This window comes from Leisingera sp. JC11 (assembly GCF_040704725.1).
Taxonomy (GTDB): domain Bacteria; phylum Pseudomonadota; class Alphaproteobacteria; order Rhodobacterales; family Rhodobacteraceae; genus Leisingera.
The window spans coordinates 52,671-77,843 of record NZ_JBFCVS010000014.1; the positions used below are offsets into that span (position 1 = coordinate 52,671).

The following is a 25,173-nucleotide window of genomic DNA, read 5'->3' on the forward strand; positions in this document are numbered from 1 at the left end:
CGATGGCAGCGGATGCGCCGGACAAGAAAGAGGGGCAGATCCCCACCAACCTGCGCCTGCTGGTGCTGCTGGAGGAGGTCGCCCGCCGCGGCGTCGCGGTGAAGCCGGCCGAGATGATCGAGGCCATGGGCCTGCCCAAGCCCACCGTGCACCGGCTGATGCAGACGGCTGAGGCCGAGGGCTTCCTGCAGCGCGACCTGGACGGGCGGGCCTACGGGCCCGGCCCCCGCCTGCGCAAGCTGGCGCAAAACACCATGTCGTCGGAGCATATGCGCACGGCACGCCTCAGCATCCTCAAGAGCGTCGCCGAAGAGCTGGGCGAGACCTGCAACCTCGCCATTCCCGACCGCGAGGGGATGGTCTACCTGGACCGGGTGGAAACCAAATGGCCGCTGCGCATCCAGCTGCCGATCGGCACCCAGGTGCCGTTCCATTGCACTGCCAGCGGCAAGATGTACCTGTCGACACTGAAAGCCAACACGCTTGAGGCGGTGCTGCGGGCCCGGCCGCTGGAGGCGCTGACAAGCAAAACCTGCACCGACCCGGATGCGCTTGGCAGCGAATTGAGTGATATCGTCAACCGCGGCTACTCCACTGACGACGAGGAATTTATCGCTGGCATGGTCGCTGTCGCGGTCCCGGTGCGGGACGCGCGCAACAGGCTGATGGCCACGCTTTCGGTCCACGCTCCGGTGCAGCGCCGCAGCCTGCAGGACCTGATCGGTATTCTTCCAGCCCTGCACAAGGCTGCCGGCGACCTGGCGGAGCTCACTTGACCGGCCGGCTGTGGATCCGCGGGGTCCGCAGCTCCCTCCCTAGCGGTGGTACTGTGCGAACACCTGACCGTCCAACCGGCTGAGTGCCACCGGCGTCTGGTAAAGCGCGCTCAGCCGCTCCGCCGTCGCAGCCTCTGCCACCGGGCCCTGAAACGCCACCTGCCCGTCCCGCAGCGCCACCACGTGATCGGACCAGCTGATCGCATAGTTCAGATCATGCACCACGATCACGATCCCCTTGCCCTGCGCCTCCGCCAGATGGCGCAGCTGCGCCATCAGGTTGCGGGCATGATGCAGGTCGAGATTGTTCAGCGGCTCATCCAGCAGCAGCCAGTCCGTGTCCTGCGCATAGGCCATGGCGATGAAGGCCCGCTGCCGCTGCCCGCCCGACAGCTCATCCAGGAACCGCTGCTGCAGCTCATCCAGATCAAACAGCGCCACCGCCTCGGCTATGGCCGCATGATCCGCAGGCCCCAGCCGCCCCGCGCTGTGCGGCCAGCGGCCAAAGCCGATCAGGTCGCGCACCCGCACCCGGCTGGCGACGCTCAGATGCTGCGCCACCACCGCCATTTTGCGGGCCAGCCCGGCGGGCACCGCCTGCGCCAGATCCATCCCGTCCATGCGGATGCTGCCGCTGCGGGCCGTCAGTTGCCGGGCAATCAGTTTTAAAAGCGTCGATTTCCCCGCCCCGTTGGGGCCGATCAGCGCGGTGACGCGGCCTGCCGGAAGTCCGGCATCAATGTCCTGCAGAATGGGGTTTGCAGCGGGGCCATAGCTCAGGCCTGAGATCTCGATCACCGGATTTTTCCTTTCACCAGCAAGTACAGGAACAACAGGCCGCCGCAGAACTCGATGACAACGGCCAGGGTGGATTGCAGGTGCAGCAGCCGTTCGAACACGGTCTGCCCTGCCACCAGAATGAGCGCCCCGATCAGGGCCGCAGCGGGCAGCAGCAGCGCGTGGCGGTGGCTCTGCATCAGGCTGTGGGCGAGGCTGGTCACCAGCAGCCCAAGGAAGGCCAGCGGCCCCACCAGCGCGGTCGCGACTGAAACCAGCGCCGCAATCAGGCACAGCACCCTCAACTGCAGCCCGTCGTAGGGCACACCCAGGCTGCGCGCCGGGATGCGGCCCAGGGCGGCCACATCCAGCACGCGGTGATTGCGCGCCAGCCACAGGGCGGCCAGCGCCATCAGCCCCAGCCCCGCCATCAGCGCGGAACGGTCGATGCCGCTGAACTGGGCGAACATCCGCGCCTCGACCATGGTGAATTCCGACGGCTCCATCAGCCGCTGGATAAAGGCCGTCAAGGTGCGGAACATCACCCCCAGCACCACGCCCGCCAGCACCATCAGCTGGATATCGTGGCGGGTGCGGCCCAGCAGGCTGGTGAACAGCACCAGCGCCGCGCCCAGCATCACCGCGGTTTCCAGCGCGAACCCCGGCAGCCCGCTGATGCGGCTGGCCCCGGCCGCGCCCAGCCCCGCCACCAGCCCGGTCTGCAACAGCAGGAACAGCGCATCGAACCCCATGATCGAGGGCGTCAGGATGCGGTTCTGGCTGATGGTCTGGAACAGCACCGTCGCCACCCCGGCAGAAGCCCCGACCGCCAGCAAGGCCGCCAGCTTGACCAGCCGCAACTCCAGAATATAGGCGGTCGGCCCGCGCAGGCCCCAGAACAGGAACAGCGCCGCCGTTGCTGCCAGCAGGCCGCCCAAGGCAATCAGCCGCCGGTCAGCCATCGGCCCGCCTTCCCAGCAGCAGGTACAGGAACACCGCAGCTCCGAAGATGCCGAATACGGTACCGGCCGGAATCTCATACGGATAGCGCAGCACGCGCCCCAGGATATCGCAGACCAGCAGCAGCCCGGCGCCTGCAGCGGCCACCACAGGCAGGCTTTCGCGCAGGTTGTCGCCCATCAGCCGCGACACCAGATTGGGCACCACCAGCCCGATGAAGGGCAGCATCCCCACCGTCACAATCACCAGCGATGACACCAGCGACACGGTGACAATACCAAACCCCAGCACCTGCCCGTAACGCAGGCCCAGGTTCAGGCTGACATCGCGGCCCAGCCCGGCAATGGTGAACTGATCGGCAGCAAAATAGGCCAGCAGCGCCAGCCCGCCTGCCAGCCACAACAGCTCGTACCGGCCCGCCAGAATGCCGGAGAACTCGCCGCTCATCCAGACGCCAAGGTATTGCAGCAGCCCGCCCTCGATGGCGATGAAGGTGGCAATAGCCATCAAGAGCCCGCCATAGACCAGCCCGGACAAGGGGATCAGCAGCACCTGATGCGGCGGGATGCGGCGCGCCAGCAGCATGAACACGCCGGTCCCCGCCAGCGCCGCCCCGGCGGCCGCCAGCATTTTGACCAGAATGGGCGCGCCGGGCGCCAGCAGCGTTACCGCCAGCAGCCCCAGCATCGCCGCCTCGCTGGTACCGGTGGTGCCCGGCTCGACAAACCTGTTGCGCACCAGGAGCTGCATGATCACCCCCGCCACCGCCATCGCGGCGCCGGTCAGCAGCACCGCGGCGGTGCGCGGGATGCGGCTGACGGCCAGCACCTGCAGCGCCTGCGGATCGCTCAGCAAGGAGCCAAGCGGCAGCGGCCCGGCCCCCACCAGCAGGCTGACCACGGCCAGCGGCACCAGCAGCACTGCCGCCAGCAGCAGCCAGCGGCGCGGCGCAGCCGAAGCGGGAGCGGCCAAATCAGCCACCAGCCTTGCCGCCTTTGGCAAACCCGGCCTGGATTTCCTCCAGCGTGGCCGTCATCGACTGGATGCCGCCGCCCGCCACATAGATGTTGGCGGCGTTCAGATAGATCATCTGCCCCGTCTTCCAGGCTGTGGTGCCCGCCACCAGCGCATTGTCCAGCGTCACTGCTGCTGCCTGATTGCCCTGCCCCAGCGCCACCGCGCGGTCGACCACGATCAGCCAGTCGGGATCGGCGGCAGCGATGAACTCGAAGGACACCGCCTCGCCATGGGTCTGCGCATCCAGATCCGGCACCGCCTCCGGCAGCTCCAGCGCCTGATGCAGCCAGCCGAACCGCGACCCGGCGCCATAGGCCGAGACCCGCGGCCCGTTGGTCATCAGGATCAGCGCATCGCCGCGCCCGGCCACTGCCGCACGGACCTCTGCCAGCTTGGCGGTGAAGGCCGCTTCCAGCTCCGCCGCCTTTGCCTCGCGCCCGGTCAGGCGACCATAGGCCCGCAGCCGCGCCAGCGCCTGCCCGGTCAGACCGGTCCCCCAGATCGTCATGTCGATGGCGGGCGCAATCTCCGACAGCGGCTCAACCTGGGTGGAGGACCGCCCGCCTGCCACGATCAGGTCCGGCGCCAGCATGGCAATCGCCTCGAAATCCGGCTCAAACAGCGTGCCGGCAGAGTCGGCCCCCTGCTGCAGATCGTCCAGGTAACTCACGAACATCTCCGCAGGCACGCCCACCGGCTGCACCCCAAGCGCATCCAGCGTATCCGCCGCGGCCACGTCCAGAACCACGATTCTCTCAGGGATTTCAGGCAGCTCGGCGCGGCCCCGCGCGGTCTCCACTGCCAGTCCTTGCGCCGATGCCGCAGCCGCCAGGGCGAAAAAAACCGGCGCCGCCAGTTGCAAAACCTTCCAATGTGCCATTTCCTGTCCTCTGATGAGATGGAATTCGGCTGGCGGTGAAGGCTTGCTGAAAATCAAGGGGGGGCTTACCGGCACATGCGGCAAAAGTCCAGACGCGCCATTTCGCTGCCCCGGCGGCAGCCTGCGGATGCGGCCGCCCGGCGAAGGCGCGCAAATCACCATCCTGCCTGCAGAAAACCTCTTGATGCAGCAGACCCCCGATTGTAAGGAGGCGGCCACCGCACGGTCCTGCACCTGATAAGGCTTCGACCCGAACCGTCAGCTTTGCACCTCCCAGCCCCCTCGAACTCTGGACAGAAAGGCCCCGCGATGCCGCACCGGCTCCCCCTCTCCGATTTCCCGAAACGCCCGGCACAGGCGCAACGCCGATGAGCAGCGGCGCAGAGACTTATGAGGGCCTCTATGGCCTCGACGCCTGGGGCAGCGGCATGCTGGAGGTCACCCCGGACGGCGCCGTGGCGCTGCGGCTGCCGCAGGCCCCGGATGCCAAGCCGACCCCGCTGCCGGAGGTAATCGCGGCGATTGAGGCACGCGGCATCTCCGCCCCGGTGGTGCTGCGGGTGCATCAGTTCCTCGAGCAATCCCTGACCCAGCTGCACGACGCCTTCAACGGCGCGATTGAGGCTGCGGGCTACAAGGGCCAGTACCGCGGCGTGTTCCCGATCAAGGTGAATCAGCAGGCCGAGGTGATCGGCCACCTGATGGCTGCGGGCCAGAAATTCAACTACGGGCTGGAGGCCGGCTCCAAGCCGGAGCTGATGATTGCCCTGTCGCAGCCCCTGCCCGAGGACGCGCTGCTGATCTGCAACGGCTCCAAGGACGAGGCCTTCATCCGGCTGGCGATCCTGTCGCGCAAGCTGGGCCACAACACCGTCATCGTGATCGAAACGCTGGACGAGTTCGACATCGTCCGCCGGGTGGCAGAGGATCTGGACATCCGCCCGCTGCTGGGCGTGCGGGTCAAGCTGACCGAGCGCGTCACCGGCAAATGGCAGGAAAGCTCCGGCGACCGCTCCACCTTCGGCCTTGGCGCCCATGACCTGGTGACGCTGATGGACCGCCTGCGCGACAGCGGCTTCCTCGACTGCCTGGTGCTGCAGCACAGCCACCTCGGCAGCCAGGTGCCCAATATCTTCGACATCCGCCGCGCCGCGGATGAGGCCTGCCGCTTCTTTGTGGAACTGACCCGCATGGGCGCGCCGCTGACCCACATGGATCTCGGCGGCGGCCTGGGCGTCGACTACACCGGCGCGCGCCGCCCGGACGACAACTCGGTCAACTACACCGTCAACGAATACTGCACCAATATCGTCGAAACCATCCGCTACGCGCTGGATGAGGCGGGCCTGCCCCACCCCACCATCGTCACCGAAAGCGGCCGCTTCGTGGTGGCGCATTCCTCGATCTTCATCTTCGAGGTGCTGGGCGCCACGCTGTACGATGCACCGCAGAAGCCGGAGGTGCAGCCGGACGACCACCACCTGGTTTCGGACCTGATGGCGGTGGAGGCCTACATCGGCGCGCCGCGCTTCCAGGAGGCGCTGAACGACGCGATCTATTACCGGGACGAGCTGCGGGCGCTGTTCCGCCGCGGCCAGATCGGGCTGGAGCAGCTGTCGCGCGCCGAACAGGCATTTCTGTATCTGGCGGGCCTGTTCAAATCCGCCGCGCGCGGCGATGACAGCCTGACAGAGGCCGCCAGCGCCCTTGGTGCCTTCACCGATCACTATCAGGGCAACTTCTCGCTGTTCCAGTCGCTGCCGGATGTCTGGGCCATCGACCAGCTGCACCCGATGATGCCGCTGCAGCGCCTGAACGAGATGCCCGCCCGCAACGCGATGATCACCGACATCACCTGCGACAGCGACGGCAAGCTGGATCACTTCATCCTCGCCGACGGCACCTCCAATGCGCTGCCGGTCCACGACCTGCGCGAGGATGAGCACTACCTGATCGGCGTGTTCTTTGTCGGCGCCTATCAGGAAACCCTCGGCGACTTGCACAACCTGTTTGGCGATGCCAACGTGGTCACCATCTCTCTGGACGGCCAGGGCGGCTTTGATATCGAGCACGAGACCGAGGCCGATACCATCGCCGAGGTGCTGTCCTATGTCGAATACGACCCGCGCCAGTGCCTGGAAACCTTCCGCAAGCGGGTGGAACGCGCCGTGAAATCCGGCAAGGTCAACGCCGCGGAGCGCCGCCAGATGATTGCCGCCTACAAGGACAGCCTGGCCGGCAGCACCTATTTCGACTGAAGCCGCCCCCCGGAAGACGACCCAGGGGCACATCGGAACACCGGGGCCTTGGCCCCTTCTGCAAAGGAACAAACATATGGAAAAGGTTCTGGTTGTTGGCGCCGGCGGCGTCGGATCCGTCACTGTCACAAAAATGGCCATGCACCCGGAGATCTTTAAGGAGATCACCCTGGCCAGCCGCACGGTCTCCAAATGCGAAGACATCGCCGCCAACGTCAAGGAACGCACCGGCGTCACCATCCGCACCGCGCAGCTGGACGCGATGAAGGTCGCCGACACCGTGGCGCTGATCAAGGAAACCGGCGCCGAGCTGCTGGTCAACCTGGCCCTGCCCTATCAGGACCTGGTGCTGATGGACGCCTGCCTTGAGGCCGGCATTCACTACCTCGACACCGCCAACTACGAGCCCGAGGACGAGGCCAAGTTCGAATACAAATGGCAGTGGGCCTATCAGGAGCGCTTCAAGGAAGCGGGCCTCACCGCGATCCTGGGCGCCGGTTTCGATCCGGGCGTCACCTCGATCATGGCGACCTGGGTGCGCAAGCACAAACTGGAGGGCATCCGCCTGATCGACGTGCTGGACTGCAACGGCGGCGACAACAGCAAGCCGTTCGCCACCAACTTCAACCCGGAAATCAACATCCGCGAAGTGACCGCCCCGGCCCGCCACTGGGAAAACGGCGCCTGGATCGAATCCCCGGCGATGACCCACAAGTACGAGTTCGACTTCCCCGCCGTCGGCAAGAAGAACATGTACCTGATGTACCACGAGGAGCTGGAGTCTCTGTCGACCCACTTCCCGGAGATCGAGCGCGCCCGCTTCTGGATGACTTTCGGCGATGCCTACATCAACCACGTCACCGTGCTGCAGAACATCGGCATGACCAGCATCGAGCCGGTGATCCACAACGGCCAGGAAATCATCCCGCTGCAGTTCCTGAAAACCGTGCTGCCGGATCCCTCTGAACTGGGTGAACTGACCAAGGGCAAGACCTGCATCGGCGACATCATCACCGGCCCGGCCAAGGACGGCGGCGCAGAGAAGACCTATTACATCTACAACATCTGCGACCACGAGGAATGCTACGCCGAGGTCGGCAGCCAGGCGGTGGCCTATACCACCGGCGTGCCTGCCATGATCGGTGCCGCGATGGTGATGAACGGCACCTGGCGCGAGCCGGGCGTGTGGAACACCGAACAGCTGGACCCGGATGCCTTCATGGACATGCTGAACACCGACGGCCTGCCCTGGCAGGTGGTCGAACTGGACGGCCACCCGGAGTTCTAAGCACTCAAAGAAACCGGCTGCCGGCATCCTCTGCCCGCGGCTGACAAAACGGGCTGGTTTCATCAGAAGCCGGCCCTTTCCGTTCCCGCCGCAACGAAAGACCCCGCCATGGACATCAAAGCGCTCTCCACCGAAAGCTTTGCCCGCTTCGACCTGCACCGTGTGCCCTCCCCCTGTTTTGTCGTGGATGAGGTCGCGGTCGAGCGCAACCTGACGATCCTGAAACAGGTCGCGGATGCCTCCGGCGCCAACGTCCTCCTGGCACTCAAGGCGTTTTCGATGTTTGCCGTCGCCCCCCTGGTACGGCGCTACCTGTCCGGCACCTGCGCCTCCGGCCTTTACGAGGCGCGGCTGGCGCGCGAGGAATTCGGCGGCGAGGTCACCACCTATTCCGCGGGCTTCAAGGCCGAGGATCTGCCGGAGATCATCCGCCTGTCGGATCATCTGATTTTCAACTCCCCGGCCCAGCACCGCCGTTTTGCGCCGCTGATCGCCGAAGCCCGCTCAAGCGGCGAAACCATCTCCATCGGCCTGCGCGTGAACCCGGAGCATTCCGAAGGCTGGAACGAGAAATACGACCCCACCGCCCCCTGCTCGCGCCTCGGCACGCCGGTATCCCAGTTGACAGAACAGGACTGGGAGGGCGTCGAGGGCCTGCATATGCACACGCTCTGCGAACAGCTGTTCGAACCGCTGCAGCGCACCTTTGCCGCACTGGAAGAGAAGATGGGCGACCGCCTCAAGCAGCTCAAATGGATCAACCTCGGCGGCGGCCACCACATCACCATGCCGGACTACAACCGCGACGGGCTGATCGCCCTGATCCGCCACATCCGCGAAACCTACGATGTTGAGGTCTTCATCGAACCGGGCGAGGCCGTGGCGCTGCATTCCGGCATTCTGGTGGGCGAGATCCTGGACGTAGCCGAAAACGCCATGCCGCTGGCGATCACCGATATCTCCGCCACATGCCACATGCCCGACGTGATTGAGGCCCCCTACCGCCCGGACCTTCTGGGCGAAGTCTCAGACGTGCCGCCGCACCGCCTGGGCGGCCCGTCCTGCCTGGCGGGCGACGTGATCGGCGATTACGGCTTTGCCACCCCGCCGCAGCCCGGCGACCGCATCGCCTTCCTCGACCAGTCGCATTACTCGATGGTCAAGACCAACACCTTCAACGGCGTTCCCCTGCCCGCGATTGCGCTGTGGAATTCCGAAAGCGACGCGCTGAAACTCCTGCGCACCCCCTCCTATGACGATTTCAAGGACCGCCTGTCATGACCTACTTCCTCGAAGGCGAACTGAGCGACGCCGAACGCGATCCCGCCACCGCCCGCTTCCGGGTGATCCTGGTGCCGCTGGAGCGCACCGTCTCCTACGGCGGCGGCACAGAGGGCGGCCCGGAGGCCATTCTTGAGGCCAGCGTTGAGCTGGAACGCCTCTACCGCGACGCAGAACCCTGCGCTGCCGGCATCGTGACCGAAGAAGCCGTCGACTGCACCGGCCCCCTGCCCCAGGTGATGGAGCGCATCGCCGCCCGCACCGAGGCCGCTGTGGCCGCAGGCGCAGTGCCGGTGACACTAGGCGGCGAACACGCGCTCAGCTACGGCGCTGTGCGCGGTGTGGCGCGCGCATTGGGCCGCCCCGTCGGCATCGTCCAGATCGACGCCCACGCCGACCTGCGCAAGGCCTATCAGAATGAGCGCCACTCCCACGCCTCTGTCATGCAGCTGCTGGCCGAGGAGGATGGCATCCGCATCGCCCAATACGGCGTCCGCGCCATGAGCCAGGAGGAGGTCGACCGCCGCGCCGCCTGCAACGTGATCTCCATCGACGCAGAGGATCTGGTCACCGGCAACATCCAGTCCGTCACCCTGCCCGAGGATTTCCCGCAGGACGTTTACGTCAGCTTTGACGTCGACGGGCTGGACCCGGCGATCCTGCCCGCCACCGGCACCCCGGTGCCCGGCGGCCTCGGCTATTATCAGGCGCTCAACATCGTGCGCTCCGCGCTGGCAGGCCGTAACCTCGCGGGCTGCGACGTGGTGGAGCTGGCCCCCACCGAGGACAGCCGGGTGTCGGAGTTCACCACCGCCCAGATCACCTATGCGCTGATGTCCTTCGCAGCGGCCAAGTAACGCTCCCGCGGCCGGGGAAATCTGCACCCGGCCGCCCCAAGCGCGGCAAAACTGCAACAGCGCATAACAAACTAATTTACTCAACAATACCCCCTTGCGCCCGGCGTGAACCCTCCCTATCAGGCCCAAGCCTTTGAAAAGGCAAGCCAGGATGACCCCAAGCTAACAGCTCCAAGAACACGGGTTTATCATGGCACGAACTTCCAGCATCCGCCTGTCCGGGCTGCTTTGCAGCACCGCGCTTTCACTCGTCACCGCCTCCGCTGCCCTGGCAGAGGAAGACGAGGTCCTGTCGCTCGACCCGATCGTGGTCAAACAGCGCGACCCCATCGGCAACGCCGCCGACCGCGCAACCTCGATCTATGTGGCCGACGCCGAGATCGAACGCGCCGCAATGGGCGACCTCAAGGACCTGTTTGCGGGCATCGCCTCGGTCTCCGTCGGCGGCGGCATTCCGATCGCGCAGAAGATCTTCGTCAACGGCGTCGATATGCTGAACCTAGCGGTGCAGGTGGACGGCGTCAGCCAGAACAACCGCACCTTCCACCACGTCAGCGCCAACGCCTTCGACCCCGGCCTGATGAAGTCGGTGCGCGTCGACCCTGGCGTTGCCCCCGCCGATGCCGGCCCCCGCGCGCTGGCCGGCCGGGTGGTGATGGAAACCATCGACGCCGAGGACATCATCGAAGACGGCGAAACCTTCGGCGGCCAGTCGCGTCTGTCCTATTCCAGCAACGGCAACACCGCCCAGGGCTCGCTGACGCTTGCGGGTCGCAGCGGCGGCTTTGAAATCCTCGGCTATGCCAAGCGCTCCACCGGCGACAATTTCGAGGACGGCGACGGCGTCGAGGTTACCGGCTCCGGCGCGAACCTGACCGCGGGCCTGTTGAAATTCGCTTATGAAGGCGACGAGGGCGACCGGATCGAACTGTCGCTGCAGGAAGTACAGGACAATGAAATCCGCAACTTCCAGCCCAACTTCGGTGCCAGCAGCCGCGGCTTTGCACCCTATTACACCAAACGCCGCATCGCCTCGCTGCGCTATGAAAGCGGCAATGAGACCGGCCTGTGGGATCCGTCCGCGACCCTCGGCTTCTCGGAAATCAACGTCGACCGCCCCAGCGACCCGTTCGGCGATTCCACCGCGACCAGCTCCAACACCTACTCGCTGACTCTGCAGAACGACTTCCATCTGTCCGACAGCAACACCATCACCGCCGGTGTCGACTACCAGGTCCGCGAAAGCACGGTTAACGCAACCTGGACCAACGGCACAACCGGCGAGGAAAGTAAGAACCTCGGCATCTTCGCCCAGGCCCGGCTGGAACCCACCGACCGTCTCAGCCTCTCGGGCGGCCTGCGCTATGACTGGCAGGACTTTACCGGCCAGGATTTCGCCCAGTCCGGCACCGCCTTCACCGGCTCAACCTCCGGCGCAAGCGGCAACCTATCGGTGGTTTATGATCTGACCGCCTCCCTGTCGCTGCGGGCCGGCTACTCCAACGTCTTCGGCGGCTACGACCTGGAGGACAACTTCCTGTTCTACCAGACCTGGGATTATTCGAACCTGCAGTCCTCCCGCGCCAGGAACATCGTCGTCGGCGCCGACTGGCAGCGCGGCAACTGGACCCTGGGCGGCGAGCTGTTCAAGACCAGCATCGACAACGTCCGCGGCGTCTCAGGCAGCAGCGTCGTCACCAATGACTTCGAGAGCAAAGGCTTCAACATCGCCGCCACCTACGGCTGGGACAGCGGCTTCGCCCGCTTCACCATGAACAACAGCGATGTCTCCTTCAACGGCGGCCCGGCGGAAAGCTTCTTCCTGGTCGATTCCGGCACTCCGATCGGCAAGGTGCTGGCGTTCGAGGTGCAGCAGGAAATCCCCACCATGAACCTGCTGGTCGGCGGCAGCGTCGAGGCGGCGCTGTCAAACGACAACAATGTCTATGAGAGCTACACTCAGGAGCAGCCGGGCTACGGGGTGCTGAACCTCTTTGCCGAATACAGCCCGCCGTCGCTCGGCAACCTGACCATCCGGGCCGCAATCGACAACGTGTTCGACAAGACCTACGCCGACCGCGCCACCTATGGCACCGAATACACGTCCGACACGATCACCGCCTTCAACGAACCGGGCCGCAACATCTCGGTTGTTGCCACGCTCAAGTTCTGAACCCGTCTTTGGCGCCCGCGGTATCCGGCGGTTCTCCGCCGGGCACCGCAAATCAAAGTAAAACAGTAAGAAATCCCTTTCCCCGCCCCGCCGCACAGGCTAAGTACGGGGCGTGAAATCACTTTCACAGCCGGCGCCCAGCCTTTTGCCCGCGCCGCTCCGCAGCCAGCTATCCCGCTAGTTCTTGTCGAAAACTGACCCGGCCCGACGGCCCGGCACCGCCGGGGTCCGTGTGTGCCGCGGCACGGCTACGGGAAGACCAAAACCCATGCACCCCGCCCCTGCCCCCTCCCCGACGGGAGGCCCGCGATGAGCCTTCAGCAGACCCTTCATCCTGCCCCCTGCGCCGCCACTGCAGCGCAGGCCGCCTCCCTGCAGGCGCTCCTCAACACCTATCTGCGTGAAATGGCCCCCAACAGCGCCGTGCTGGCTGCCGCGCGCGATGCAGTGGAAATCCCGCTCAGCCACATCCCCGCCCGGCTGCGGGTACGGATCACCTATTTCTCCGACACCGGCCCGCACCGTTTCGGCCCGGCGCAGATCCAGTTTGACACGTCCAGCACCTGGCACTCCGCGCCCCCCGTTCAGGTCCTGACCCTGATCGCGCAGGAATGTTTTGCGCGGCTCAACAGCCGCGATGCGGGCCAGCTGCCGGAATTCCTGCGCGGCCTCTTCAACAGCAACGCCGGGGTTGAGCAGAACCTGCGGCACCATGCGGACGTTCCGGACCCGGACAGCTTCCTGGCTGCCGAACAGGCACTCGCCTTCGGCCACTGGCTGCACCCCACGCCAAAAAGCCGCGACGGCCTGACCGACTGGCAACAAATGGCCTATGCCCCTGAATACGCGGGGCAATTCCGCCTCATCTTCTTTGCCGCGGACAGCAGTATCGTCACCCAAGGCTCCGCCCATCAGCCCGCCGCAGAGATGCTCCGCCAGATCCCCGGCATTGAAGGCGCCTTCGGTCTGAACCCCGGCGAAGTGCTGATCCCCGCCCACCCGCTGCAGGCGCAGATGCTGCGGCTCGACCCGGAGGTGCAGGCCCTGCTGGCCACGGGCCGGTTGCGCGATCTCGGTGAAGCAGGGTGCCCTTTCGCCGCCACCTCCTCGCTGCGCACGCTTTATGCGCCGGATAGCCCCTGGATGCTGAAATTCTCGGTTCCGGTGCGGCTGACCAACTCCCTGCGCGTGACCAAGCACAATGAGCTGGAAACCGGCGTTTCCATGGCCCGGCTGCTGCACCATCTGGACGCCGGCAGCCCCCGTTTCCGCATCCTCAACGACCCGGCCTATCTGACCCTGACCCTGCCCGGCCAAAGCGAAAGCGGGTTTGAGGTGATCTTCCGCGACAACCCCTTCATGGGTGCGGCGGGCCAGGGCATCTACAACCTCGCCGCCCTCACCGCCGACCCGCTGCCGGGCCGCACCGCGCTGCTCGCCAGCCTGATCCAGCGGCTCGCCGCAGAGCGCGGCGGGACACCGGCGGATGCCGCCCTTCTCTGGTTCGAGGCTTATCTCACCTGCATGCTCGATCCGGTGCTGCACCTTTACGACCGCCACGGCATCGCGCTGGAGGCGCATCAGCAGAACAGCCTTCTGGACCTCAGCACCGGCCTGCCGTCACGCGGCTATTACCGCGACAACCAGGGCTATTTCATCGCCGAGGACGCCCTGCCCCGCCTCAGCGCGCTGGAACCGTCGCTGGCCGATCAGCCCGCGCTGGTCTACCCGCGCGCCCACATCAATGAGCGGATGGCCTATTACCTGGTGATCAATCAGATCTTCGCGGTGATCCGCCGCCTCGGCTGCGACGGGCTGGTGCCGGAGCCCGCGCTGCTGCTGCAGCTGCGCCGCCGCTTGACCTTGGCCGCCAGCCGTCTCAGCGGCGCCGGGGCAGGTTTCGCCCAGTATCTTTTGACCGCGCCCGCGCTCAGCGCCAAGGCCAACCTGCTGACCCGCGCCTGCAACGTAGATGAGCTGGAGACCGCAGGCCAGGAGGGGCTGTTCCTGCAAATGCCGAACCCAATTTCCGCGGTGCAGCCGCAGCCCGTGCCGGAGCGCGCCGATGTCCCTGCATGAGACCCTGAGCCGCGCCACATCCGCCCCCCGCGTGCTGCGCCAGCTGTGTGAGGCGCTTCTGTGCGAAGGCTGGGCCGCATCGCTGCAACTGGACCGCAGCCAGACTGTCAGCTGGATGCTGCGCCAGACCCAGTTCCGCGCCCGCGGCCGCCGCGGCGCCTTTGGCCGCTACCGGCTGCAGGAGGGCAGCATCGAGGTCCGGATGGGCCGCACATGGCGCTCCGCCACCACCGAAGACTTGCTGGCTGCGGTGGGAGAACCTTCGCCCGCGCTGGACATCCTGCGCGCCGACCTTCGGCACACTGAGCACCTCAGCGACCTGACCGCGCTGCACATCCCCGCCGCAACCCGGCGGCACCGCATGGGCATCTCCGCCCTGGAAACCGCCCTCCACGAGGGCCACCCCTACCACCCCTGCTACAAGGCCCGCAGCGGATTTTCCGACGCCGACCACCTCGCCTACGGGCCGGAGGGCGGCAAAACCTTCCGCCTGACCGGCGTGCTGTTCCACCAGTCTCTGGTGCAGCAGGAACTGCCGCGCGCAGACTTCTGGGCACAGGAGCTGGGCCAGGAAGAGTGGCAGCGCATCACCGGATTGGCAGAGGCGAATAGCGCCCCGCCCGGCGCCTTCCACCTGCTGCCCCTGCACCCGTGGCAGCACGCCAAACTGCAATCCGACTCGCTCTACAAACAATGGCGCGACACAGGCCAGCTGGCAGAGATCGGCCCCATCGGCGCCCCCTACCGCGCCACCCAGTCGGTCCGCACCCTGATGAACGCCTCGGACCCCACCCGCGCCCATGTGAAAACCGCGATGGCGATGCGCAACACCTCCTCGCTGCGCACCCTCGCGCCGGAATCGGTCGCCGTCGCCCCCGCCATCTCCAAATGGCTGGCCGAAGTGCTGGACAGCGACCCGCTGTTCACGAGCCGCTACCCGCTGACCATCCTGCCGGAATACGCCGCCATCACCGCCGGCCGCGGCACCGCGCTGGACGGGCATCTGGCCGCGATCTGGCGGCAAAGCCCGGAATCCCTCGGCCTGCCCGCCGACAGCATGATGCCGTTCAACGGCCTCGCCCTGACCGAGCCCGACGGCACCCCCCTGATCGCCCCTTGGATAGAAACCCACGGCTTGGAAGCCTGGCTCGCCCGGCTGATCGAGGTCGCGGTGCTGCCCGTCTGGCACCTGATGGTCGCGCACGGCATCGGGCTGGAGGCGCATGGCCAAAACCTGATCCTGCGCCATGAAAACGGCTGGCCAACCGGCCTGATTGCCCGCGATTTCCACGAAAGCCTGGAATACGTGCCGGAGCTGCTGTCGCATCCGGATCTCTGCCCGGACCTCTCGCGCATAGATCCGGCCTACAGGAACGCACCGCCGGACAAATTCCACCGCATGTCCGGGCCTGAGGAGCTGCGCTGGCTGGTGATGGACACGCTGTTTGTCTTCAACCTCGCCGACCTCTCGGACCTTTTGCAGCGCCATTACGGCTTGGCAGAGGCCACCTTCTGGCGCCGCGTCCGTACCCGTCTGGAGCGCTATGCCGCCGAACACGGGATGCAGGACCGGCAGGCGGCCTTTGCCCCCTTCACCCCGCAGATCCGCGCCGAAAGCCTGATCACCCGCAAGATCGACCCCGACAGGCCGCAGCACGGCCACCTGATCGCCAACGCCCTGGCCACCGGAAAAGGATGACAGACATGTTTGTTCTGAACGACACAACTATCGACCCCTCGGACCTCGCCGCGCGGCTTGACCGCGTGCTGACGGACCCCGCAACCCACCGCTACGGCCTGCACATGCAGAACGCAGGCACCGCGCTCTCGGCGTTGCTGTACCTGCGCGCGCAAGGCGCCGGCGTCTTCCCGATCCACCCGGGCATCCCGCCGGAAACCGCCCGCGAAATGGCGCAGGCCGCGGGCTGCGACGTGATGCTCACCGACGGGCTGAAACAGACCGCCCTGCCGCAAGCCGGCACCGCCCCGCGCGGCGACGTGCTGGTGCAGATGAGCTCCGGCACCACCGGCGCCGCCAAGGTGATCACCCGCACCTGGGCTGAAATCGCAGCCGAGGTCGAAAGCTACGCCGCCTTCTTCACCGCCAGCGCCGCGATGACGCCGGTGATCGCCTGCCCCGTCACCCATTCCTACGGGCTGATTGCCGGCGTTTTCGTGGCGCTGCACCGCGGCCATGTGCCAGTGGTGCTCGACAGCCTGAACCCCAAGTACATCCTGCGCCGCCTGCGCGAGACCGATCAGCCGCTGCTTTACACCTCGCCCGCGATGCTGCACACGCTGGCCCGCCTCCTGCCCGCGGACCAGCGGCTCTACGCCGCCAACACCTCCGGCACCGTCCTGCCGGATGCCTGGTTCCAAGCGATCCGCGCCCGCACCACCCATCTGTTCCAGCAATACGGCTGTTCGGAGGCCGGCTGCGTCGCGATCAATCAGGACCTGCAAAACCCCTATGACGTCGGCAAGCCGCTGCCGCATGTGACCCTGACCGCAGGCCGGACCGGCACCCCGCACGCAGTCCGCATCACCATCGCCGGGCAGACAATCGACACCGGCGACCTCGGCTGCCTGAGTGATACCGGCATGCTGGTCTTCACCGCCCGCGCCGATGACCTGATCAATGTCGCAGGCCTCAACGTCTATCCGCAGGACATCGAGAAAACCGTCATGGCCCTGCCCGGCGTGACGGATGCCGTCGCTTTCCGCCTGCCCGACCCGCATTCTGGCGCCCGCGCGGGCCTCTTGTATGCCGGCACCGCCAGTGAAGACACCATCCGCCAGGCCTGCCGCGCAGCGCTTGCGGACTACCAGCAGCCCGCCCTGATCCGGCAGCTGCCCGCCCTGCCCCGCCAGGCCAACGGCAAGATCAGCCGCCGCGAGATCTCGGCCCAGTACACACCGGAGACTGCAGACGCATGACCTACGACCATATCCTCGAGGCCATCCGCCAGACCCTCGCCGGACCGCTCGCCAACCCGCATATGCAGAATTTCAGCGCCCAGGCCGTGCTGAACGACGACCTGCACATCGACTCGGTGATCCTCATCAACCTGATGCTGCACCTGGAGACGGATCATGGCATCGAGATGCCCGAACGCGAGCTTTCCAAGAGCGATTTCGCTACCGTCGACGGGCTGATCCGGATGCTGCTGAGCGAAGACCCCGCGCCGCAGGCAGACACCGCTCCCGCCCCCAGCGAGATCACCGTGCATTGCTTTGTCAGCTGCCTCTGCGCCGCGATCCGCCGCCATGAGCACCTGAACTTCCGCCCGTTCTACTTCGGCACCTGGGACAGCAGCTTTGCGGTGACGCCGTCGATGCAGCTCGCCTACCACAGCGAGGAGATCACCCAGGACCACTTCGCGGCTTGGGTCGAGCGGCTCTACAGCATTCCGGTGCGCGAATGGTACGACCACGGCCAGAGCAAGGAGCAGAACCTGATCCGCTTCGAACAGCTGCTCTCAACCAAATCCGACGACGAGCAGCTGGTGGTCTTCCTCGATATGTTCCACCTGCCGGAGCGCGAGAACAAGTACAACCAGAACCCCTTCCCGCATTACGTCATCATTGAGCTGACGGAGGACCCGGACCTCTGGCATCTATACGATCCGGACTACCGCTGGCGCGGCGACCTGCCGCGCGAAACCATCCTCAATGCGATGGCGCAGCCCACCGTGGCGGGCGGATACATCCTGAACAGCGGCAATGCGCAGGCACCGCAAGCGCAGGATCTGGCCGACTACTTCACCGAAACCTTCCGCGCGGAGGACAACCTGCTGACCTCCGCCCTGCGGCGGATTTTTGAGTACCACTGCAACCCCGCCCGGCCGCTAGCGCTGGCCGACCTCGGCCGCGCGGTGCGGGAAATGCCGGTGCTTTCCTTGCGCAAATACGCCTATGAGCACGCCTTTGCCTTCTTCTGGCAGGAGCTCGGCACCGCGTTTGAACCCTTCGACGCCGAATGCGACCGTGTGGAGGCGCTCTGCGAGGGCTTCCGCAGCCTGCATTTCCTGGCCGCCCGCATCGCACACACCACTGACCGCAGCATGATCCCCGACCTGTTCGCGGCGCTGGATGCGCTGGACCAGCTCGAATTCACCATCAAATTGGCGCTCAAGGCCCAGTTTGACACTTGGTGCGCCACCAACCTGCCAGCGCAGGCCATTCTTCAGGCCAGTCCCCCAGCCAGCTCCCAGCCGCAGGAGGTTCCAGCATGAAGATATCCCTATGCACCATCTCGTTCCGCCACCAGTTGATCGGGCTCAAGGACATCGCCTTCTGGGCCCGCGACAATGGGTTTCAGGGGATTGAGCTGTGGGGCGTGCACGCCCGCAACCAGTCGCCGCTGGCCATTCACAACGCCCAGTGGATGGCCGCCCAAGGCCTGTCGGTGCCGATGATCAGCGACTACCTGCCGCTGCATGACCCGGATCTTCTGCGCGACCGCACACTAGCGCTCTGCGCACAGGCCCGGACCTGGGGCGCCGCGAAGATGCGCACCTTCGCAGGCCAGCAGTCCAGCGCCGAGGCCACCCCGGACGAGCGCCGCCAGACCACCCGCGCCCTGCGCGAGGCCTGCGTCATCGCCGCGGATCACGGGCTGCGCCTGCTGGTGGAGACCCACCCCGGCACCCTGGCCGACACGCTGGCCGCCACCTGCGATCTGATCGACGCCACCGCCCACGACGCGCTCGCCATCAACTTCGACGCGCTGCACGTCTGGGAAGGCGGCGACGACCCGGTGGAGGCCCGCCGCATCCTCCTGCCCCGCATCGCCCATTACCACCTGAAAAACGTCTCCGCCCGCGACCGGCTCGGGGTCTTCGCCCCCGGCAACGTCTACAGCGCCGCAGGCAGCCGCGACGGCATGGTGCCGCTGTTCGAAGGCGCCTATGACTACTCCCGGCTGCTGGCCGCCATGTCCGCAGATCCAGGGTGCGAAGCCTCGCTGGAGTGGTTCGGCGACGCGGTTTTCCAGACCCTGAAAAGCGATATTGCCCGGATCCGCGCCCGAACCCGGAAGGAAACGCCCAAGACCGCAGAAGCGGTCTGAACAGCCTCCCCTGTCCCGGAAAGACACCCGGAGCGCCTGCCAGCGCGCCGGGTTTTCCTTTGCCAGCCGCTGCCAGGGCAGAATTTGCGCAATATCCGGGAACGGTATATATTGCCGGTACCTTTCCGGAGCATACGCCCATGACCGCCGCCTTCAAACGCAAGACCTCGCTGACCCTGGACGCCGACGCGCTGGCCCAGGCCAAACGCCTCGGGATCAACGTCTCTGCAGTGGCAGAGGCGGCGCTGCTTCAGGCCGTCGCCGACGCACGCCGCAAACAATGGCTGACAGAGAACGCCGAAGCCTTTGCCGCGCAATTCAGCTGGCACGAGGCAAACGGCCACCCGCTGGCGGATATCATGACCGCGCCGGGGGCGCCTTCGTGGAAAGACTGACCCGCTTCGACGTCGCGGAATACAACGGCGTCTCCATGGTCGTTATCGAAAGCGATCTGCTGCCGCCCGACCCTTCGGTGGTCGTCATCCCGCTGCTGCCAGACTACCCGGCCGTGACGCACCTGAACCCGGAGATCCTGCACAACACCCAGCGCCTGGTGCTGGCAACACGGCTGATCGCGGCGGTGCGCCGCGCCAGCCTGCGCCGCACCGGCAATGTTGCGGATCAGGGCGACCTGATCACCCGCGCGGTGGATGTGCTGATGGCGGGAGTCTAGACACCCCGCCTCCCGCGTCACGCCTCCTCCGGCACCCGCTCCGATGCGCCGGCCTGGCGCTGCCACAGCCCGGCATAGACCCCCTGCTGCGCCAGCAGCGCCGCGTGGCTGCCATCCTCGGCAATTGCGCCCTCCTGCAGCACCACGATCCGGTCCATCTGGGCAATCGTCGACAGCCGGTGGGCAATCGCAATCACCGTCTTGCCCTGCATCACATCCAAGAGCGTCTTCTGGATCGCTGCCTCCACCGCGCTGTCCAGCGCCGAGGTCGCCTCGTCCAAAATCAGGACCGGCGCGTTCTTCAGCACCACCCGCGCAATCGCGATCCGCTGCCGCTGGCCGCCCGACAGCGCCACGCCGCGCTCGCCCACATGGGCGTCATAGCCGGTCCGCCCCGCGTGGTCGCGCAGACCCATGATGAAGTCATGCGCCTCCGCCCGCTTGGCGGCGGCAATCATCTCCTCTTCCGTCGCGCCGGGATTGCCGTACAGGATATTGGCCCGCACCGAACGGTGGATCAGCGAGGTGTTCTGCGTCACCACCCCGATCCGGCTGCGCAGGCTCTCCTGCGTCACTTCGCGGATGTCCTGCCCGTCGATCAGGATGCGCCCGCCCTCCGGGTCGCGGAACCGCAACAGCAGGTTGATCAGGGTCGATTTCCCCGCCCCCGACGGCCCGGCTATACCCACCCGCTGGCCCGCCGGGATGTGCAGATCAATCCCGTTCACCCCGCCTGCCGTATTGCCGTAATGGTGCCGCAACCCCTCGATCCGCACCTCGGCATGGGCCACCTCCAGCGGCTTCGCCCCGGGCGCATCCGTCACCTCATGCGCCGCCGACAAGGACCGCAGCCCCTCGCGGATTACCCCCATGTTCTCAAACAGCCGGATCGTCACCCACAGGATCCAGCCGCTCATCCCGTTCAGCCGGATCGTCAGGGCCGAGGCCGCCGCCACCTCGCCGACGCTCACAGCCCCATGCATCCACAGCCAAATCGCAGGCGCCACCACGATCAGGATCAGCACCCCGTTGATCGCGATGCTGCCGAACGCCAGCCGCGTCATCATCCGCAGAAACCGCTGGTACCGCGTCCGCAGCCGCCGCAGCGCCGACAGCGCATAGGCCTGCTCCTGCCCGTCGCGGGCAAACAGCTTCACGGTCTCGATATTGCCATAGGCATCGACAATCCGCCCGGTCGCGGCAGAGCGCGCGTCGGACCATTTCTCTGCCGTCGCCGCCACATTCAGCGCGGTATGGCGCACATAAAGCGCATAAAGCCCGACCCAGGCCACCAGCGGCACTGCCAGCCGCCAGTCGATCTGCGTCAGCACCACCACCGCGCCGATCATGTATGTGACGGCAAACAGCACCGCCTCGAACAGCATATGCACACTGTCCTGCACCGCAGGCCCCATCTGCATCACCCGGTTGCTCAGCCGCCCGGCGAAATCGTTCTGAAAGAACCCCGCCGACTGCCCCAAGAGATGCCGGTGCGCCTGCCAGCGCACCTGCTCCTGCAGGTTCGACGACAGCGTCTGCTCCAGCAGCAGATGATTGAGCCCCACCAGCGACGGCCGCAGGATCAGCACGCAGAACAGCGCCAGCAGCATCTCGCGGCCATGCTGGGTCCAGAACGCCCCGGCGCCGGTTTCCGCCATCAGGTCAACCACCCGGCCGGAATAGAAAATCAGCCCGCTCTCCATCAGCGCGGTCAGGACGCCGGTGGCAAACATCAAGGGCAGCCATTTGCGGTAGGGCGCCAGCTGCTGCGCCAGGTAGGCCCTTAAGGTGGCCCGCGGCGGCGCCTGATGGGGTGGCGCAAAAGGATCGACAAGATTTTCAAAAGCCCGGAACATGGGGAGCCTCTCAAGGATTTTCATGGAACCGCTTGAGATGTGGGTCGCCGTATCCGCCCGGCCCCTAGCCCCAAAATCTGAGACTAACAAGGGCAAGGGCACGGATCCTGCCTGCACCGCAGCCCGGCCCTTCTACGCATCCCGGCCCCGTTTGTCAGCAGCGAAAATTACGCAGCGCTGGCAAATTGCGCGCCAGTTTTTCGCTTGCGGCAGGCCCGCGGCGCGCTATTGTGCTGCAATCCGAGTAAAACACTAAGGATTACATCATGCTCACCGACCAGGGCCGTTTTGAGACCCCGAACGCCTCCAGATACCTGCAGCAGCTGTGCAAGCATTTCGCCCACAAGGTTGCCGTGGACCACGACGACACCCGCGGCACCGTGGCGCTGGGAATGGGGCCTGCAACTCTGCACGCCGCCGATGGCGTGCTGACTGCCGAAGTCACCGCGCCGGATGCGGCTGATCTGGCCGAGGCGCGCGACATCATCGACCGCCACCTCGCCCGCTTCGCCTTCCGCGAGGAGTTCGAGGCCATGACCTGGCAATCAGAAGCCGCCTGATCCCGAAATCTTGACAAAACGGGTTGGTTTTCCTACCCGTGGCCTCGCGTTTCAACACGAACGTCCCCAGCAAGGCACTCCCCCGCTCCCTCAGGGGCCGCCCAGCCATTTCCGATAAACTGACGCCGCCCCCTTGCGGCACCTCTGGCTGGAGACCGGTCCATGACCCTTCGTTTGCCCGCAGCCGCGGCTGCCCTTCTGCTCATGGCCCCCTTTGCCTCGGCTCAGGACACGCCTGCTGCGCCGGTGCCCGCAATCAGTGCCGACGCGCCCGCCACGGCAGAAACCGCGCCAGTGCTCCCGTCTCCTGTGCCCGCAGCCCCGGAGCTGCCGTCAGACACAGAGAACCCCGCAGCAGAGGCCTCCTCTGCCCCGCAGCCCGAGGCTGAACCGCTCGCCGCCCAGCCCGAACTGGCGCAGATGGCGGGCGATGCCTCCGCCAAGGCGCTGAAATTCCTGCGCGACGGCGGCCCCTCGATCTGGGCGATTGCCGCGCTCTCGGTCATTACCCTGGCGCTGATCCTGTGGAAGATCTGGCGGCTGGCCCTGATCGGCGCCTGGTCCCGCGGCAAGGCCGCCGATGCCGTCGCCGCCTTTGAACGCGGCGACCGCGCCGCCGCGCTCGCCATCGTGCAGAACCGCATCGGCGTGCGCTCCAAGGTGGTGACCGCCGCCCTCACCGCCACTGCCAGCCTGCCGGAGGACCGCGCCCGCGAGGAAACCGCCCGGGTCGCCAAGCTGCATCTGGCCGGCGCCGCCACCGGCCTCGGCGCGCTGGAGCTGATTGCCACCATCGCGCCCCTGCTGGGCCTCCTCGGCACTGTTCTGGGCATGATCGCCGCCTTCCAGGCGCTGCAGGCCGCAGGCTCCAAGGCCGACCCCGCCCTGCTGGCCGGCGGCATCTGGGAGGCGCTGCTGACCACCGCCGCCGGCATGGGTGTGGCCATTCCCGCATCCGCCGCGCTGACCTGGTTTGAGGCCGTAATCTCCCGCATCCGCCGCGACCTGGAGGACAGCGCCACCCGCATTTTCGTCGCCCGCCAGCCCGATCAGCTGGCACTGGCCGCCGAGTAAACCGATGCAGCTCGCCCCCGCCCCGCGCCCCCGGCGCAAGCCCAGCCTGACGCCGATGATCGACGTGGTGTTCCTGCTCCTGGTGTTCTTCATGCTGGCCTCGCGCTTTGGCATGGACACGGTGCTGCAGCTGCCGCTTGCGGGCCAGGGCGGCACCTACGACGGCCCGCCGCGCCTGATCGGCGTCGGCCCCGGCAACCTGGATGTAAACGGCGTGCCGGTGGCCGATGCGAACCTGGCCCAGGCGCTGGCGCCGCTGATGAAATCCCCCGCCGACATGCTGATCCTGCGCGGCCGCGACGGCGCCAGCCTGCAGCGCATCACTGACGTGACCGCCCTGTTGCAGCAGGCGGGTCTCAGCAACGTCGTGCTGGTGGAGTGAGGGAACACCATGGACCTGAGCGATCCCCCGAAACGCCCCCGCGCCGAATCCATCGTGCCGATGATCAACGTGGTGTTCCTGCTGCTGATCTTCTTCCTGATGACCTCGCGCCTGGCCCAGCCCGACCCGTTTGACGTCACCCCGCCCGATGCCGCCTCCGAGGCCGCGCCGGAAGCCGAACCGGTGCTCTACATCAGCGCCGAGGGCCGGATGTTTTTCGACGGGGCCGAGGATGAGGCCGCTCTCACCCGCCTCGCCGCCGCCAGCGCGGGCCACCCCAATGTCCAGCTGCGCGCTGACGCGCGGCTGGAGGCCAAGACGCTGGCCCGCATCCTGCGCCAGCTGGCAGAGGCGGGCCTTTCCAGCGCCGAACTGGTGGTGCAACGCCCATGAGACGCACCGCCGAATTCACCGTCTTTGCGGGCCTCGCGGGCCTCATCCACATCGCGCTCTTTGCCTGCGCGCCGGACACGGGGGCGCAGTCCAGCGGCGCGGGTGGCGAGGCGCTGGTCTCGCTGCAGCCCGCCAGCGCCGAGGTCGCCCGCATGGCCGAGGCCTGGCAGAAACCGCCCGAAACGCCGCAGCCCGCACCTCCCAGTGCGGAACCGCTGCCGCAGGTCCAGGCCCCGGTGCTGCCGCAGATCGAGCTGGCCCGGGCGCCGCGCGCCGCGGTGCTGGCCCCGCTCGCGCAACCCGCGGCGGCCCAGCAGGTGCAAGCAGACACCGCCCCGCCGCCGCCGCCAAAGCCGCGCAGATCAGAGTCTAAACAAGAGCCTCAGGCCAAACCGCAAGCGACTCCGCCACCCAAGGCCAACTCCACCCGCAACGCGGCCGGACAGGCTGGCCAGCGCGCCGCGGGCGCAGGCGGCGGTGCCGAGGCCGGCCAATCCAGCGGCGCCCGGACCGCCACCGCAAATCCGGGCCGCGAGGCCAAACTGCGCAATGTCTGGGGAAACAAGATCCGCGCCCGCATCGAGCGGCGCAAGCGCTACCCTTCCGGCGCCCGCGGCCAGGCCCAGGTGATCCTGCGCCTCACCGTCGCGCGGGACGGCCGCCTGCTGGACCACCGGATTGCAAAATCCTCCGGCATCGCCGCCTTCGATCAGGCCGCCCTTGCCGCCGTCGCCCGCGCCGGAAACTTCCCGCCCGCCCCGAAAAAGCTGCAAGCCAGCCAGATCCGCCTCAGCCTGCCGATCAGCTTCACCAGATAG

General features: G+C 66.7%; 23 protein-coding genes. 18 read left to right on the plus strand and 5 right to left on the minus strand.

All coding sequences use genetic code 11. From position 1 onward, the window contains the following. The first annotated feature begins 2 nt into the window (after window positions 1-2). Window positions 3-776: an IclR family transcriptional regulator gene (locus AB1A62_RS15655; RefSeq protein ID WP_366662390.1), complete on the plus strand. Its 774-nt coding sequence runs from the start codon at window positions 3-5 to the stop codon at window positions 774-776. 39 nt (window positions 777-815) lie between these two features. Here AB1A62_RS15655 and AB1A62_RS15660 read toward each other — a convergent pair whose 3' ends face one another. From AB1A62_RS15660 to AB1A62_RS15675, 4 genes are read right to left on the minus strand one after another with little or no spacing between them, the layout of a single operon-like run. Further along, the gene (locus tag AB1A62_RS15660; RefSeq protein ID WP_366662391.1) at window positions 816-1,574 is read right to left on the minus strand and encodes an ATP-binding cassette domain-containing protein; all 759 of its coding nucleotides are present in this window, start codon (window positions 1,572-1,574) and stop codon (window positions 816-818) included. Beyond that, on the minus strand, window positions 1,571-2,515 hold the full coding sequence (locus tag AB1A62_RS15665) for an iron chelate uptake ABC transporter family permease subunit (RefSeq protein ID WP_366662392.1): 945 nt from the start codon (window positions 2,513-2,515) through the stop codon (window positions 1,571-1,573). The genes AB1A62_RS15660 and AB1A62_RS15665 overlap by 4 nt, the downstream gene beginning before the upstream one ends. Continuing rightward, window positions 2,508-3,494, minus strand: coding sequence for an iron chelate uptake ABC transporter family permease subunit (locus AB1A62_RS15670; protein ID WP_366662393.1), 987 nt, complete (start codon window positions 3,492-3,494; stop codon window positions 2,508-2,510). The genes AB1A62_RS15665 and AB1A62_RS15670 overlap by 8 nt, the downstream gene beginning before the upstream one ends. Then, the gene (locus tag AB1A62_RS15675) at window positions 3,487-4,410 is read right to left on the minus strand and encodes a siderophore ABC transporter substrate-binding protein (RefSeq protein ID WP_366662394.1); all 924 of its coding nucleotides are present in this window, start codon (window positions 4,408-4,410) and stop codon (window positions 3,487-3,489) included. The genes AB1A62_RS15670 and AB1A62_RS15675 overlap by 8 nt, the downstream gene beginning before the upstream one ends. A 368-nt stretch (window positions 4,411-4,778) precedes the next feature. Between AB1A62_RS15675 and speA the strand changes: the two genes are divergently transcribed. The 12 genes from speA (at window position 4,779) to AB1A62_RS15735 (ending at window position 20,090) form a co-directional block, all read left to right on the plus strand. Beyond that, window positions 4,779-6,668 (plus strand): biosynthetic arginine decarboxylase, encoded by a 1,890-nt coding sequence (gene speA, locus AB1A62_RS15680; protein WP_366662395.1) that lies wholly within the window; start codon window positions 4,779-4,781, stop codon window positions 6,666-6,668. A 76-nt stretch (window positions 6,669-6,744) separates the two neighbouring features. Next, on the plus strand, window positions 6,745-7,956 hold the full coding sequence (locus AB1A62_RS15685) for a saccharopine dehydrogenase family protein (RefSeq protein ID WP_366662396.1): 1,212 nt from the start codon (window positions 6,745-6,747) through the stop codon (window positions 7,954-7,956). Window positions 7,957-8,064: 108 nt separating this feature from the next. Further along, window positions 8,065-9,237, plus strand: coding sequence for a carboxynorspermidine decarboxylase (locus tag AB1A62_RS15690; RefSeq protein WP_366662397.1), 1,173 nt, complete (start codon window positions 8,065-8,067; stop codon window positions 9,235-9,237). Next, window positions 9,234-10,094, plus strand: coding sequence for an agmatinase (gene speB, locus AB1A62_RS15695; protein WP_366662399.1), 861 nt, complete (start codon window positions 9,234-9,236; stop codon window positions 10,092-10,094). Before AB1A62_RS15690 ends, speB begins: the two co-directional genes overlap by 4 nt. A 190-nt stretch (window positions 10,095-10,284) precedes the next feature. Continuing rightward, the gene (locus AB1A62_RS15700) at window positions 10,285-12,267 is read left to right on the plus strand and encodes a TonB-dependent receptor (RefSeq protein ID WP_366662400.1); all 1,983 of its coding nucleotides are present in this window, start codon (window positions 10,285-10,287) and stop codon (window positions 12,265-12,267) included. 309 nt (window positions 12,268-12,576) lie between these two features. Then, entirely contained in the window at window positions 12,577-14,346 is a 1,770-nt protein-coding gene (locus tag AB1A62_RS15705) for an IucA/IucC family protein (protein WP_366662401.1), read from the plus strand. Then, a complete protein-coding gene (locus tag AB1A62_RS15710; protein WP_366662402.1) occupies window positions 14,333-16,045 on the plus strand; it encodes an IucA/IucC family protein in 1,713 nt (570 codons plus the stop codon). The genes AB1A62_RS15705 and AB1A62_RS15710 overlap by 14 nt, the downstream gene beginning before the upstream one ends. Window positions 16,046-16,050: 5 nt before the next feature. Further along, complete coding sequence (locus AB1A62_RS15715; RefSeq protein WP_366662403.1) at window positions 16,051-17,283, plus strand: AMP-binding protein; 1,233 nt, start codon at window positions 16,051-16,053, stop codon at window positions 17,281-17,283. Continuing rightward, window positions 17,280-18,581: a DUF6005 family protein gene (locus AB1A62_RS15720; protein ID WP_366662404.1), complete on the plus strand. Its 1,302-nt coding sequence runs from the start codon at window positions 17,280-17,282 to the stop codon at window positions 18,579-18,581. Before AB1A62_RS15715 ends, AB1A62_RS15720 begins: the two co-directional genes overlap by 4 nt. Next, complete coding sequence (locus AB1A62_RS15725; protein WP_366662405.1) at window positions 18,578-19,417, plus strand: sugar phosphate isomerase/epimerase family protein; 840 nt, start codon at window positions 18,578-18,580, stop codon at window positions 19,415-19,417. The genes AB1A62_RS15720 and AB1A62_RS15725 overlap by 4 nt, the downstream gene beginning before the upstream one ends. A 140-nt stretch (window positions 19,418-19,557) precedes the next feature. After that, window positions 19,558-19,812 carry a type II toxin-antitoxin system CcdA family antitoxin gene (locus AB1A62_RS15730; RefSeq protein WP_366662406.1) on the plus strand — a complete coding sequence of 85 codons (255 nt, stop codon included), beginning with the start codon at window positions 19,558-19,560 and terminating at the stop codon, window positions 19,810-19,812. Beyond that, window positions 19,800-20,090, plus strand: a complete 291-nt coding sequence (locus AB1A62_RS15735) for a CcdB family protein (RefSeq protein WP_366662407.1) — start codon at window positions 19,800-19,802, stop codon at window positions 20,088-20,090. Before AB1A62_RS15730 ends, AB1A62_RS15735 begins: the two co-directional genes overlap by 13 nt. 17 nt (window positions 20,091-20,107) lie before the next feature. Here AB1A62_RS15735 and AB1A62_RS15740 read toward each other — a convergent pair whose 3' ends face one another. Next, the gene (locus AB1A62_RS15740) at window positions 20,108-21,946 is read right to left on the minus strand and encodes an ABC transporter ATP-binding protein (protein WP_366662408.1); all 1,839 of its coding nucleotides are present in this window, start codon (window positions 21,944-21,946) and stop codon (window positions 20,108-20,110) included. A gap of 266 nt (window positions 21,947-22,212) precedes the next feature. On the opposite strand from AB1A62_RS15740, the gene AB1A62_RS15745 reads away from it, so the two are divergent. The 5 genes from AB1A62_RS15745 to AB1A62_RS15765 all read left to right on the plus strand — a co-directional run bounded on the left by AB1A62_RS15745 (window position 22,213) and on the right by AB1A62_RS15765 (window position 25,173). Continuing rightward, on the plus strand, window positions 22,213-22,506 hold the full coding sequence (locus AB1A62_RS15745; RefSeq protein ID WP_174149756.1) for a DUF2218 domain-containing protein: 294 nt from the start codon (window positions 22,213-22,215) through the stop codon (window positions 22,504-22,506). 162 nt (window positions 22,507-22,668) lie between these two features. After that, the gene (locus tag AB1A62_RS15750; RefSeq protein WP_366662409.1) at window positions 22,669-23,580 is read left to right on the plus strand and encodes a MotA/TolQ/ExbB proton channel family protein; all 912 of its coding nucleotides are present in this window, start codon (window positions 22,669-22,671) and stop codon (window positions 23,578-23,580) included. A gap of 4 nt (window positions 23,581-23,584) precedes the next feature. Further along, window positions 23,585-23,962 (plus strand): biopolymer transporter ExbD, encoded by a 378-nt coding sequence (locus AB1A62_RS15755; protein ID WP_366662410.1) that lies wholly within the window; start codon window positions 23,585-23,587, stop codon window positions 23,960-23,962. A 9-nt stretch (window positions 23,963-23,971) separates the two neighbouring features. Further along, entirely contained in the window at window positions 23,972-24,355 is a 384-nt protein-coding gene (locus AB1A62_RS15760) for a biopolymer transporter ExbD (protein WP_366662411.1), read from the plus strand. After that, window positions 24,352-25,173, plus strand: coding sequence for a TonB family protein (locus AB1A62_RS15765; RefSeq protein WP_366662412.1), 822 nt, complete (start codon window positions 24,352-24,354; stop codon window positions 25,171-25,173). Before AB1A62_RS15760 ends, AB1A62_RS15765 begins: the two co-directional genes overlap by 4 nt.